We start from the raw sequence: 13,180 nt of genomic DNA on the forward strand, positions 1-13,180 counted from the left end.
ACCGGAATGTAACACAGTTTCGTATCGCGAATTGATTGTCGGAGAGTATGAATTGAGTCCGCATTAAGTGTCCAGTTCAGTTGAGGAGCGACTCTGGAGAGCTGAGCTGCGGAAAATAGCAGTCCTGAAAAGTGCGTATTTGAGAAATCAGCCTCAGAATAAAACACGGGATGTTTCGTAAGTGCAATGATAGTAGTTATTTATAGGTGCCGTAGTTCAGGCGGTTTATTAATCAGCTGTCCTATCATTGAAAACGAGACTCCCTCGGCAGTTCTGCTCTTATGTCCCGAATTGAAATATCCGATAAGTTATTAACATGAAATATTGTAATGTCGCAATATTACGATACAATGTGATCAGGACAGGAAGTCAGGACGAATTGTTTGTCCGTTGTCTGTGTAACAGATTGTCAGGACTTATCGGAATTACGTCATGGTTTATATTTTGACTGGTTCTCTTTTGATTGGATTGACCTTAGGTCTGCTGGGAGCAGGAGGATCTGCGATCACGGTGCCGGTTCTGATCTATCTGGTCGGTCATGGGACGAAGGAATCGATCGCAGAATCGATGGCAATCGTGGGACTGATCGCCATAGCGGCAGCCGTTCCCTATGCCAGTTCAAAACAGATTGACTGGCGCAGTGTGCTCTTTTTCGGTCTCCCGGGAATGCTGGGAACTTTGGTGGGAGCCTGGTTGGGGGGACTGGCTGCTGAAACCATTCAACTGGTGGTGTTTGGCGGTGTCTTACTGGCGGCCGCTCTGATCATGCTCAGAAAACCAGGCAATACAGAAGTGATTAATGACTCGTCCTCTCAACGGTCCCCGGCGTGGAAGATTGGACTGGAAGGCATCCTTGCGGGAATCCTGACGGGTTTTGTAGGAGTCGGAGGGGGCTTCCTGATCGTGCCGGCGTTAGTGATTCTGGGTAAACTTCCCATGCGTCTGGCGATCGGGACAAGTCTGGTCATCATTGCCTTTCAGGCCGCCGTCGGTTTTACAAAATACGAATTCTATCTGGAGGCAAACAATCTGTCAGTTGACTGGCAGACAATTCTGATTTTCGCTGTCATCGGCATTGTTGGCAGCATCATCGGACGCCAGATAAATACTCGACTGAATCAGCAAAAACTGAAATCGATATTTGCAGGTTTTCTACTTTTATTGGGAGGATTTGTGATTGTTCATGAAGGGGGCAAGTACCTGCATGCTGCAGCACCTGCTTCCACTCCTCCCGGAATTGTCCACTCGAATCACATTCAAACAAAGAGTCTGATCTCTGTTCATATTAACAAAGGAGAAAAGTGATGTTACTGAAATATTTCTATGATCCGAAACTGGCCCATGCTTCTTATCTTGTCGGGTGTCAAAAAACAAAAGAAGCGGTCGTGGTTGATCCGGGCAGAGACATCGACCAATACCTGGAAACAGCAAAACGCGAAGGGGTCAAACTGACCGCAGTCGCAGAGACACACATTCATGCTGACTATGTCTCCGGTGCGCGCGAACTGGCTGATCGTGTGGGGGCGAAGCTGTATGTCTCTGATGAAGGCCCGGCAGAATGGAAGTATAAATATGCAGCCCAGTATGAATCACAATTACTGAAAGATGGGGATACGTTCCTGATCGGGAACATCCAGTTTCAGGTAATGCACACTCCGGGGCATACTCCCGAAAGTATCTCGTTCCTGCTGACAGACCAGGGGGGCGGCGCGACAGAGCCGATGGGAATCTTTACTGGCGACTTCGTATTCGTAGGCTCCATTGGTCGACCAGACCTGTTGGAAGAAGCTGCGGGTATTAAAGGGAGTGCGGAAGCAGGCGCTCATCAGCTGTTTCATTCGGCGGAACGTTTCAAACAGCTGCCGGATTATCTGCAGCTCTGGCCGGCGCACGGCGCGGGAAGTGCTTGCGGGAAAGGGCTGGGTGCCATTCCCTCTTCAACCGTGGGATATGAAAAACGATTCAATCCTGCATTGCAGTATGATGACGAAACAGCTTTCGTCCAATACATTCTGTCTGATCAGCCTGAAGCACCGAAATATTTTGCTGTCATGAAACGCGTGAATAAGGAAGGCCCTGTCATTATTGGGGACGCCGGTCTGCCTGAGTTTTTCGAACCAGCTCAAATTGAAGTAATCCGTGATCAGGCGACTCTGCTTGATCTTTCTCCTTCCGCTGAGTTTTCACAGGCTCATGTGCCGGGAACAATGAATATTCCGCTGTCGATGCTGGCGGGTTGGGCCGGCTGGCTGGTGGACTATTCGAAACCGCTTTATCTCATCACGGAAGCAGATACATTGGCAGAAGCTGTACGAGTACTTCAGAAAATCGGAATTGATGATCAACTGCTGGGTGCGTTCCGCCGCTCTGAAGTTGTGACACAAGAATTGGCGACAGAAAATTATCCAGTGGAATCCCCCTCTGAGCTGGCTCCACGGATTGAAGCAAACGAAGTCAAACTGATTGACGTGCGTGCGGATTCAGAATGGAATGCCAGCCATATCCCGCAGGCAGAGCATCGTTTTCTCGGTCGTCTTCCGGAACATCTGACGGAAATCAAGTGTTCTCAGCCGATTGTCGTGCAGTGTCAGAGTTCTGCCCGATCGGCGATTGCCGCCAGTCTTCTGCAGGCAGCGGGACTTGATGTCATCAATCTGGCAGGAGGCTTTCTGGCATGGCAGGCGGCTGGATTACCTTCCACTTCGACAGCTCAGGATCCGGTAACCTGCAGTCCCGGAAGTATTAAAGCCTGTTCTCTGGAGAAATAAGCATGGTACCTTTCCTGGTTTTACTCACTATTTTCGCAGCATGGATTGTGATTCACATGTATCTTCTCCCTCGACTGGGAGTCGGTTCCTGTCCATTCAACTGCAGCAGCAGGTCAGAGGACGCAGCGCAAAATCAGTCGAAGACGGACCGCTGCGATGACCGTTCCCGTTTCAACTCGATAACTAGATCGCGTCACATTTAACCATAGCGTGTTTCAACCTAATATACTGGCCCCAATTAGCCTTGGAGACGCTACAGTAAACCTGGAAACAGGCTAGCGGAGAATAAAAAATGATTTCCAATATCAGTGAAAACTGCCAGAAACCTGATCAGACAAAGCATGACTCTGATCAGGTGATTCACCATCAGATTGTGATTGTCGGTGGGGGGACGGCGGGAATTACCGTTGCCGCCCAACTCACACGGGGTTGGGCGAATCAACTCGATGTGGTCATCGTAGACCCTTCGGACAGTCACTATTATCAACCGGCCTGGACACTCGTAGGTGGGGGCGCTTTTCGCAGGGAAAAAACACGGCGTGACGAAGCATCCGTGATTCCGCGCAAAGCGAAATGGATTCGCGATGCGGTTATTCAATTTGAACCACAACAGAACCGACTGAAAACTCGTGATGGAAGAACAATCCAGTACGATTATCTTGTCGTCTGTGCCGGAATTCAGATTAAATGGGATGATGTGAAAGGATTGAAAGAAAGTCTGGGACACGGAGGAGTCTGCAGTAATTATTCCTTCGAATCGGTGGGAAGTACCTGGGACAATATCAGTCATTTCAAAGGCGGGACCGCGATATTTACGCAGCCAGTCACCGGAATTAAATGTGGCGGTGCTCCTCAGAAGATCTGTTACCTGGCAGATGACTATTTTCGTCAGCACGGGGTGAGAGACAAGACAAAAATGATCTTTGTCTCAGGAACCGGCAGTCTGTTTGCTGTCGAGAAATATCGGAAAGTTCTGGAACAGGTTGCCCAGCGCAAGAATATTGAGACCCGGTTCAATCAGAGTCTGGTTGCGATTTCTGCTGATACGAAGGAAGCAATCTTCCAGGATATGGAAACAGGAGAAGAGACCTCCGTCAGCTATGACATGATCCATGTGACCCCTCCCATGGGGCCGCCAGAGTTTATTGCACACAGTCCACTCGCTGATGAGAAAGGCTGGGTCGACGTTGATAAACACACGCTGCAGCATGTGCGTTTCCCTAATGTCTTTGCACTGGGAGACAGCAGTAATCTGCCAACCTCAAAAACGGCAGCGGCCATTCGCAAGCAGGCCCCCATTGTCAGTAAAAACCTGAGTACGCTGATCGCGGGGAAACCTATGACTGCGAAGTATAACGGTTACACATCCTGTCCACTGGTGACGGGGTATGGAAAACTGGTTCTGGCAGAGTTCGATTATGACAAACTTCCCGACGAAACATTTCCTTTCAACCAGGCAAAAGAACGCTGGAGTATGTGGCTGCTGAAGAAATATCTGCTGCCGGTACTGTACTGGCGGGGCATGCTCAAAGGACGCGTTTAAAGAGTTAGCTGAAACTGGCGCTGATACAAGAACTGATAATTAAGTAGGAAAAAAAAGAATGAAGACATCAATTCTGCGAAATGGAATGCTCGTGATTCTGATCTGTGTGGTCGCTGGTGCTGCTCTGGCTCAGGGCGGACCAGGAGGTCGTGGCCACGGTCGAGGAAAAGGGGGGCCTGGGCAAGGGCACGGGCAGGGCCAGGGGCATGACCGCGATCATGCCGACTTTCGCTATCTGCTGGCCAATCATCAGAAAATCAAACGGGAAGTACAAGAACTGCCCAACGGCGTCCAGACATTAACGGAATCGGGGGATCCCCAGGTCGCTGCGAAAATCAGAGAACATGTCTACTGGATGAAAGAACGGATTGAAAAACAGCAGCCAATCCGGATGCGGGATCCGTTGTTTGCAGAATTGTTCAAACACGCCGGGCAAATCAAAATGGTGACTGAGAATACCCCCAATGGGGTTCGTGTTCAGGAGACTTCTGAAAATCCCTATGTTGCGAAACTGATCAAAGAACATGCGAAAACTGTTTCCGAATTTGTAAAACGCGGATTTCCTGAAGCAATGAAAAATCATCCTGTTCCCACGACCAGGAATGAGGTGAAGCAAAGGGAATACCTTCATCCGGTCATTCAGCAGTATGGAAAAGTGGTACAGTTACCTGATGCTGCCCAGCAACCACGGCCTGAGAGTAAAATCTGTGTTGATCTGACCAAGGGGGGAGACGCAGACCAGTTGAATCCTTCGATTGAGAAACTGGCGCGCTATGTCAATATTTATCAGGGGGCCGGTAAAGCACCTGCGTCAGTTCAAATCGCCGTCGTTCTCCATGGAGATGCGACTCTGTGCGTACTGAACGATGATGTCTATGCACAGCGTTTCAAAACAGAAAGTAATCCCAACCTGGATTGTCTGCACGAACTGCATGAGGCGGGAGTTGAGATTTATGTTTGTGGCCAATCACTGATCGGCAAGGGAGGCCAGCCGGAAGAAGTAGTCGTGTTTGCTGATGTCTCGGTCTCTGCATTGACATCGCTGGTAAATCTGCAGACAGACGGATATGCGTATGTCCCTTTATTAAAATAACGGTTTGTATTATTTCTTACAGATCATGAATTTCGCTCTGTTTATAATCCCTTCTGAAGTATGCCGGATGCGGAAGCTGTTCGAATTGCGTTTCGGTGATGAATTTCGGGATTGCACAAGGTGAGATTGTCATGCGTTATTTCAGGGGAATTGCTTTCTTCTTTCTTTTGACGGGATGTTATCTGCTGTCTACTTTGGCGGCAGAAACTCCAGATACAATCGGTGACCAGTACAAAGTTCCTGCTGAATACCCTCCCTCTGAACTGGGGGAGATTGTCAAGCTCGGAAAAGAAATTGTCGAACAGACAAACGTGCATCCACTCTCGAAAGACTATGTCGGCAATTCGCTGACCTGCAGTTCCTGTCATCTGAAGGCAGGCACTGATCCACGCGCTGCCACTTTCCTGGGAATTGCGACTGCCTATCCCGCCTGGTCTCCCCGTGAAAAACGGGTGATAACCCTGGAAGACCGCGTGTTGAACTGTTTCATGCGCAGTCAAAATGGAATGCGGCCTCCTCTGGGGAGTAAAGTGTCGACTGCGATTACCGCGTATATCACCTGGCTCTCGTCCGGGAATGCTATCCGGATGAATCATGAAAAACCACTGGGGCCTAATCATGTCAGACCTCTTAAAATCAAGCCTGAACTGGCAAACGTACAACGCGGTGCGACTTTATATGTGAATCAGTGTGCCGACTGTCATGGAGATGAGGGGACGGGAACCGAAGAGGGGCCTCCTGTCTGGGGAGAGAAATCATTTAATACGGGAGCGGGTTTGAGCCATAATGACAAGCTGGCTGCCTGGCTGAAGGTGGCGATGCCTCCCGATGATACGAATCTCTCAGAGCAGGATGCGCTGGACATCGCGGCTTACATCAATTCGCATGAACGGCCCCGATTTATCCTGAAGGAGCATTTGCCGGCTGTGGAACGTCTGGGGACTTACGACTGGCAGGAAAAATAATTGGGACGCATGTGCTGTGATTTATTCTTTGTATCAGGTGAGAAGAGCAGAGTGATCTGGCTGATGAAGCAGAAACAGGTCAGTCATGCTTTGTCACGGATTGATTTGAGCCGGGATAAAGCCAGCCTTTCAGGAGCCAACTCAGCAATGGAATCATGACCCATGTCATCAGAGGAACTGTGATAGAAGTGGTAATCGCAGCAGAAAGCAGAAAATGCAGTTCCGTCATATAGGGGCGAATGAGGTTGATGATGGGAATGATCGAGACATAAACGGCAATCCACACAATGACTGCAATTTTATACTTGGGAGGCGGCTCGACCTGCTGGTGATCGTCGTGATGCGTCAGTTCAAACCAGGTTTCCAGACCTGTATTATGAGTAATCGCGGGGGGACAATGTTCCAGAGCATGCAGCCGGGAAATCCAGTATTCACGTTCCGGTGAACTCTTCCAGTTTTCCAGGTTCTCCAGTTGATCAAACCGCAGAACAATCTGGTAGGTCGGTTTTCGGGTGGATTCCTGTTTCAGAACTGTGGTTCCCATGTGGCCGGGAAATTTGAGCGAAGCCTGTATCGTATTCGTCAGAGTTTCTTCCCATTCCTTTTGATTTCCGGGAGCGGGGTGAGCTGTCACGACCATCGTCACAGGGTCAGAACTGGTGGCACGCATTGAATTCTGTCTTTCATGGAATATAAATTGCTTTCTTTGGTTACCTGTCAGAATCATTGTTTTCTGTACTGACATTTTACCGGTAACTCGACGGTATTATACGCAGTCCTCAAGCTGGAATTTTGAGAATTTTTAAGCAATTAAACTGGTAAAATATCATTAAATAACAGCTTACAGACAACCGCTGCGGCAGCTCCGGAAACCGGTTTTAAAAATAGTCTATACAACAATTAAAATTTCTGATAATGCAGGTCTGCAATCCCGATATATTTAGAGAGAGCCATCCTGATGGTCTCTCTTACAATTTCGAGTGCATCAGGATTGTAAAAAGTGCAAGTGAAGGGTGGAAGGATTCACACAAATGAACTGTCTGTCACGTAAATCAGGGGTTGCCCTGCTGGTTCTGGGACTGGTCTCTCAGGTTGGTTGTGCTTCGATGAATCATACCGAAGCAGGGGCCGCTCATGGTGCTGGAATTGGTGCCATCACCGGTGCCATTATCGGGAATTCATCTGGTAACGCCGGCGCAGGTGCTCTGATTGGTGCCGCCACCGGTGGACTGGCAGGGAGTCTGATTGGGAATGCTGAAGACGCCCGGGAAGAACGGGATGCGGCCATTGCCCAGGCAAATCATGAACGCGTCGCCCGGGCTGCCATTCATAACGGCGATGTACTGCAGATGGCTCACAACGGTGTGAGTGACTCTGTGATCATGGGAGCCATTCGCAGTCGAGGTGGTGCCTTTGATTTGAGCCCCCAGACAATCATCATGCTCAAGCAGCAGGGGCTCAGTGACCAACTGATCGAATTCATGCAGCAACACAACTATGTGAGCTCCCCACAGCCTGTGGTGGTCCAGCAGGCACCGACGGTTGTCACTTCACCCTCTGTTGTGTTTGTACGGCCTCGTCCGCGACCCCGCTATGTTCGACCACACTATGGCGTGCACGGCCACTTTCACTTTTAATTAGCGGTTTAACTGCACAACCTGAGGGGCTTTGTTCTTCCAGTCAACGGTGAGCCATAAAATCGCCTGACCATCCTGGCTGCCTGTCGCCACAAAACGTCCATTCGGCGAGAAATCAACCGATGTGACTCCCTGTGCATGGCTGCTGAGTGTCAGGATTTCTTTTCCGGAAACCGTATCCCAGAGCTTGGCTGTACCATCGTCACTGGCGGTAAAGGCGCGGCTGTCATCAGGTGAGAAGACAACCGATGCCACGGGAGCCGTATGACCGGCGAGAACGGTTTTCTTTCCGGTCTCGATATCCCAGATAATCGCGGTATTATCTTCCGACCCTGAAATCAGTCGTTTGCCATCATGAGAGTAAGCGACTTCCCGAACCGGCCATTCGTGTCCTTTGAATGTTTTCAGTTTTTTACCAGTTCCAGCATCCCACATCACCAGAGTTTTGTCACTGCAAGCGGTTACGATTTGTGATCCATCAGGTGAGAAGATGGCACTTTTCACATGCGTTTCCGGTTGTTCCAGACTCATCAGTATGGCGCCGCTTTCGGCATCCCAGATTTTGGATGTACCATCATCGCTTGAGGTGAGAATCCGTTTTCCATCCGGGGAATAGCGGACCGTGTTGACGTAACCGTTATGTTTCTGTTCCAGTTTCTTTTCAGCCTGGCCTGTCTGGGTATTCCAGATTTTTGCAGAGTTATCCCAGCTGCCTGTCACCAGCCATTTTCCGTCTGGTGAAAATGCAGCGGATGCCACAACACCGTGCGGGTGAAACGCCATGATCTGCTGGGCGGTTACATCGTTCCAGAGTCGCGCATCGCGCCCGCCAACCGTCAGAATCGAATTGTGGTAAGGTGAAAAGATCGCAGTCCACAGCATGCCACCTTTGGAACGAAAATCCAGAAACGGTTTCAGTTGGCCGTTCTTTCCGGGAATTCGCAGTTCGGCTCCGTTTTCCAGAGCCCAGACTTGAATGACACGTTGTTGCACATTGGCGGTCAAGAGTCGTTTATTATCCTGTGAAACACTGACAGAGTTGATCAAGCCATTCACAGGCTGAATGGTTCGAGTCACTTCCGTTGTCGTAAGATCCCAGACTCGTACCAGTCCATCAGCACAACTCGTCACGGCCTGTTTACCCTGATCAAAAACAGCCATGGAGAGAATGGCGTCGGGATGTTTCAGGATTTTGCCCTGATTTTCTTTGCCCGTCGCTACATCCCAACTCCCCACGGTGTTATCACCACTGGCAGAAAGTACGGTTTTTCCGTCTGGTAAAAAAGCGATTGCTGTGATGCGTCGCGTATGCCCGGTCAACTTATGTAATAATTTACCCGTTTCAATATCCCACAGCATACAATGCCCGCGTGCATCGCCACTGACGCAATATTTTTTGTCGGGTGAAATGTCGACTGCACTGACTTCAGAATGATGGCCGCTCAGTTCTTTGAGCAGTTTTCCTGTCGCGATGTCCCAGATCCGAACCGTTTTTTCATCGCTGCCTGTTACCAGCAGTTTGGAATCAAATGAAACTGCAATCGCGGCACTGCGTCCGGTATGTTCAAAGCGTTCGTGTTCGGTTCCGGTCTGGATATCCCAGATGCGAACCGAGTTATCAACGGCTGCCGTGGCAAGTCGTTTGCCGTCAGGCAGGAAGACAGCACTTGAAGCCAGGAATGCGTGCCCTTCCGTAAATTCTTTGTTGGGCTTTCCGGTAGATACGTCCCAGGAAATGGCTGTTTTATCGCGACTGGCGGTGACCAGCTGTTTTCCATCGTGTGAGAATGAGACATCCAGAATAGCGTCGACGTGTTGAGCCAGAACACGTCCCTTGAGAGTGCGGATTTCGGCATAGTTCGCGATGTTCCACAATTTCAGCTGGGCATCGTGGCTGGCAGAGAGAATCCACTTTCCATCATTGAGGATCATGGCAGCCTGAACCCAGCTGTCATGGCCACGAAACGTTTTCAAAGCTTTCGTCGTCTCGATATCCCAGAGTTTGACGGTATTGTCATGGCTGGCCGAGATCAGCATCTTTCCATCCTTGGTGAATTCCGCAGACTGGACGCTCTCCTGATGACCTTCAAAGGCGACATATGCTGGTGGTTCGTTTTCTTTTCCGGAGACCAGTTTTGAAAAATCGTAAGGGACGATATCTTCCGGTCGCCATAAGAGAATGCGGCGATCGTAACCGCTGGTAACTACATGTGTGCTTTCTTCATCGGGCGAGAAGTGCGCTGAATAGACCGGGCCCTGATGACCGGTGAAGGGGGCTCCTTTTTCTCCGGTTTCCGTATTCCAGATGACCGCCGTTCCATCCTGACTGGCTGTGACAATTCGTCGTTCATCTGTGGAGAAGCTGGCATCCCAGACCCACCAGTTGTGTCCCCAGTAACGCTTCAGCTGATCGCCTGATTTCACATCCCAGAGTCGGGCTGTCTTGTCATAGGAACTGGTCAAAAGCCGTTTACCGTCTTTCGAAAACGAAATGCTCAGAACACCTTCTGTGTGTCCCCGGTCAAAAGGCGTTGTTTTTGAAGCGTCCTTGAATTGAGTCGGAATCGGTGCATGAGATTCCAGATTCCAGAGCTTGATAAAGCCGCTCGGGTCTTCACTGCCGGTTGCCAGAGTTTTTCCGTCAGGGCTGATGGCGATAGCGAGAACCGGATGTTTCTGGTGATCGAAGGTTGCGAGAACTCGTCCCGTCGTACGGTCCCAGAGGCGGGCAACGCCATCTTTACCCCCCGTCGCAAACTGCGAACCATCTTTGGAAATCGCCAGCGCGTCAATGGGAGCCTGGGCATCGAACGTGCGACTGCTTTGCGAGCAGAGATGCATTAAACGCCCCCACTCCCAGTTGCGCAGATTTTCCGGGCACTGGTTGAGTAATTCCACTGCGCTTTCAAATGCATTTTCATCGATTTTCGCAGCTGCCAGACCGATACGGGCGATATAGGCTTCGTATTCCTCCTGTTTCTTAGCTTCTTCCGCAATCTCTTTCTGCTCAATCGCTTTTTTCTCAGATTTTTGCGATTTCAAAAGCGCGACTGCTTCCTGATGTTGCGCTTCAATGGCTTTTTGTTCGGATTCTCTCGCTTCATCACGAGCTGCGATCGCTTTTTTACGTTCAACTTCCTCCTGGGCGCGGGCTTCATCTGCTTTTTTCCGCTCCTGGACTGCAGTATCACGTTCTGTCTCTGCGACTTTTTCTGCCTCGAGTGCGCGATTGGCCTCGGCGCGGATCCAGAAGAAGGCTCCGGTGACGACAAACAGCACGGTTGCCAACATGCCCACGAATACACGTTTTGCAGCACGAAGACGCTGCTGACGGGCATCACGTTCGGTTTGCGCGGCGCGGATTTTTTCGATCAGTTCCTGGTGTGCCGGGGTTTCTGAATTTAAAAGCGAGAGTCCCAGGTCATAGTCGCCTTTGCCGTAGGCCAGACCTGCGTAGCTGAGTGTTGCTTTTTCCGCTCCCGCACTCGCTGTACTGTTTTCCGGCCAGAGCGAAAGAGCTTCCTGAAATCCAAACAGAGCACGGGAAAACAGTTCGTAATTTTCCGTCTCGATGGCTTTGTTCAAATCGGATTCAGCACGAGTTGCCAGTGAGATACTTTCCGAATGGGACTGATAAGCCAGGATTGCCTGCTGGAAGGCCTGCACACTGGAGTATCGATCCTGTGGGCGCAGCGCCATTGCTTTCATGGCGATGTCGACGAGCTCGCCTTTTTTCTCGGTCGGAACAATTTTATTCTTCGCGGCTGCCATCAGGCATTTCATGGCGGTCTTGCCTGTATGAGGCGGACGACCCGTCAGAATTTCGTACAGAATGGCGCCCAGCAGGTAGACATCCGAGAGAGGCGATATTTTATCAACAGGCCCCGTTGCCATTTCCGGCGCCATGTAAGCTGGGGTTCCCCCCATACTGGATGTGGTGATGATGCTGCTGGATTTACGAAATCCGGATGTCGACTGTGCCAGGCCCCAGTCCATGACCAGTACTTCACCAAATTCCCCCAGCATGACATTTTCGGGTTTCAGGTCGCGGTGGACGACACTGCGGGAATGGGCGAAAGCGACCGCATCGGCGACTTTCATCAGAATGTTGAGGTTCTCTCCCAGTGTGTTTTTACGGATCGTTTTGAGCCAGGGACGTCCTTCGACTTTTTTCATTGAGTAGAACAGCGCGCCTGTATTATTGCTGCCCACATCATAAATGGGAACAATATTCGGGTGGTCGAGTTCTCCAGTGACCACAGCTTCTGCAAGAAACTTATGACGTTGCTCACTACTTTGCGCGGTCTTGCTTTTCAGCATTTTGACAGCGACCTGTCTATCGATGGAAGTCTGTCGTGCGGTATAGACAACCCCCATCCCCCCCTGACCGAGGATTTCCAGCAGTTCGTATTCTGCATTATCATTGAATTCTGAGTTTGTGGTATCACTGAACTCACGTTTTTTGATGACCAGTGAAGTCTGATTGGAAATCAGTTCTCCTGGTAGATCGGGGGCTTTGATCGTCATGTCCGGACGATCTGCCATCGTTGCCATGTCATCACCCCAGGCAGAATTCATCGTTGCCATCAGCTCAGGAGGGACGTCATCAGAGACCAGAGTGGCTTCAATATCGGATCGCGAGTTTCCGTCTTCCACAAAAGTAGCACCGATATCGGAATTCTGAACGGATTCATCCAGAATCAAAGTCTGGTCATTTCTGTCTTCCGGCTGTTCATCGGGGTTTTCGTTAATCGTCTGCATCCCCGCCCAGTTGCCTTGTTCATCCGACTCCATGGTCTGATCAAGGTCCATTGATTCAGGATCAACGACCGTCGCATAAATATCATCCTCGAGACTGCTTTCGGCGATTGTCTGGTCATTTGAAGGCAGGTCTTCGAAAGTATCCTGTTCCGACTCAGCGGCATCGCTGGTCTGGAAAAGCTCTTCGGAATCTGCCGTGTCAAATGTATCACTGGAGATTGTTTCGGAATCCCATTGATCGGAAATGATTGTCTGATCAATTTCGCTGTTGCGGTCATCAGAATCAAATTCGGAATCAGATTGAGTCTGGCCATTTTGCGCATTCAGCTCATCAGACGATTCTTCGTTTTCTTCTTTTTTGTCTGGATTGTCATTCATAATGTTACCCGCATTTTAACGTTACAGCCGGTTTC

General features: G+C 50.1%; 8 protein-coding genes. 6 read left to right on the forward strand and 2 right to left on the reverse strand.

Features of this window, described 5'->3' with window-relative positions:
* Window positions 1-432 precede the first annotated feature (432 nt).
* The 5 genes from ACN0YN_RS02780 (at window position 433) to ACN0YN_RS02800 (ending at window position 6,369) form a co-directional block, all read left to right on the forward strand.
* The gene (locus ACN0YN_RS02780) at window positions 433-1,305 is read left to right on the forward strand and encodes a sulfite exporter TauE/SafE family protein (protein WP_417383453.1); all 873 of its coding nucleotides are present in this window, start codon (window positions 433-435) and stop codon (window positions 1,303-1,305) included.
* Window positions 1,305-2,768, forward strand: coding sequence for an MBL fold metallo-hydrolase (locus ACN0YN_RS02785; protein ID WP_417383454.1), 1,464 nt, complete (start codon window positions 1,305-1,307; stop codon window positions 2,766-2,768). Before ACN0YN_RS02780 ends, ACN0YN_RS02785 begins: the two co-directional genes overlap by 1 nt.
* Window positions 2,769-3,060: 292 nt before the next feature.
* Window positions 3,061-4,311, forward strand: a complete 1,251-nt coding sequence (locus tag ACN0YN_RS02790) for an FAD/NAD(P)-binding oxidoreductase (RefSeq protein ID WP_417383455.1) — start codon at window positions 3,061-3,063, stop codon at window positions 4,309-4,311.
* Between the two features lie 58 nt (window positions 4,312-4,369).
* Window positions 4,370-5,404 (forward strand): DsrE family protein, encoded by a 1,035-nt coding sequence (locus ACN0YN_RS02795; RefSeq protein WP_417383456.1) that lies wholly within the window; start codon window positions 4,370-4,372, stop codon window positions 5,402-5,404.
* 131 nt (window positions 5,405-5,535) lie between these two features.
* Window positions 5,536-6,369 (forward strand): c-type cytochrome, encoded by an 834-nt coding sequence (locus ACN0YN_RS02800; RefSeq protein WP_417383457.1) that lies wholly within the window; start codon window positions 5,536-5,538, stop codon window positions 6,367-6,369.
* 79 nt (window positions 6,370-6,448) lie between these two features.
* On the opposite strand, the gene ACN0YN_RS02805 is transcribed toward ACN0YN_RS02800, so the two are convergent.
* Window positions 6,449-7,039: an antibiotic biosynthesis monooxygenase gene (locus ACN0YN_RS02805; RefSeq protein WP_417383458.1), complete on the reverse strand. Its 591-nt coding sequence runs from the start codon at window positions 7,037-7,039 to the stop codon at window positions 6,449-6,451.
* 361 nt (window positions 7,040-7,400) lie between these two features.
* On the opposite strand from ACN0YN_RS02805, the gene ACN0YN_RS02810 reads away from it, so the two are divergent.
* Complete coding sequence (locus ACN0YN_RS02810) at window positions 7,401-8,006, forward strand: glycine zipper domain-containing protein (RefSeq protein ID WP_417383459.1); 606 nt, start codon at window positions 7,401-7,403, stop codon at window positions 8,004-8,006.
* On the opposite strand, the gene ACN0YN_RS02815 is transcribed toward ACN0YN_RS02810, so the two are convergent.
* Window positions 8,007-13,145 (reverse strand): protein kinase domain-containing protein, encoded by a 5,139-nt coding sequence (locus ACN0YN_RS02815; RefSeq protein ID WP_417383460.1) that lies wholly within the window; start codon window positions 13,143-13,145, stop codon window positions 8,007-8,009.
* Between the last annotated feature and the right edge of the window lie 35 nt (window positions 13,146-13,180).

Source organism: Gimesia sp. (genome assembly GCF_048260065.1).
Lineage (GTDB): Bacteria > Planctomycetota > Planctomycetia > Planctomycetales > Planctomycetaceae > Gimesia.

What these genes read in the sequence shown, in the direction of transcription:
- ACN0YN_RS02780 (WP_417383453.1), top strand. Translation starts at nt 433, where the DNA reads ATGGTTTATATTTTGACTGGTTCTCTTTTGATTGGATTGACCTTAGGT.
- ACN0YN_RS02805 (WP_417383458.1), bottom strand. Translation starts at nt 7,039, where the DNA reads ATGCGTGCCACCAGTTCTGACCCTGTGACGATGGTCGTGACAGCTCAC.
- ACN0YN_RS02795 (WP_417383456.1), top strand. Translation starts at nt 4,370, where the DNA reads ATGAAGACATCAATTCTGCGAAATGGAATGCTCGTGATTCTGATCTGT.
- ACN0YN_RS02790 (WP_417383455.1), top strand. Translation starts at nt 3,061, where the DNA reads ATGATTTCCAATATCAGTGAAAACTGCCAGAAACCTGATCAGACAAAG.
- ACN0YN_RS02810 (WP_417383459.1), top strand. Translation starts at nt 7,401, where the DNA reads ATGAACTGTCTGTCACGTAAATCAGGGGTTGCCCTGCTGGTTCTGGGA.
- ACN0YN_RS02800 (WP_417383457.1), top strand. Translation starts at nt 5,536, where the DNA reads ATGCGTTATTTCAGGGGAATTGCTTTCTTCTTTCTTTTGACGGGATGT.
- ACN0YN_RS02785 (WP_417383454.1), top strand. Translation starts at nt 1,305, where the DNA reads ATGTTACTGAAATATTTCTATGATCCGAAACTGGCCCATGCTTCTTAT.
- ACN0YN_RS02815 (WP_417383460.1), bottom strand. Translation starts at nt 13,145, where the DNA reads ATGAATGACAATCCAGACAAAAAAGAAGAAAACGAAGAATCGTCTGAT.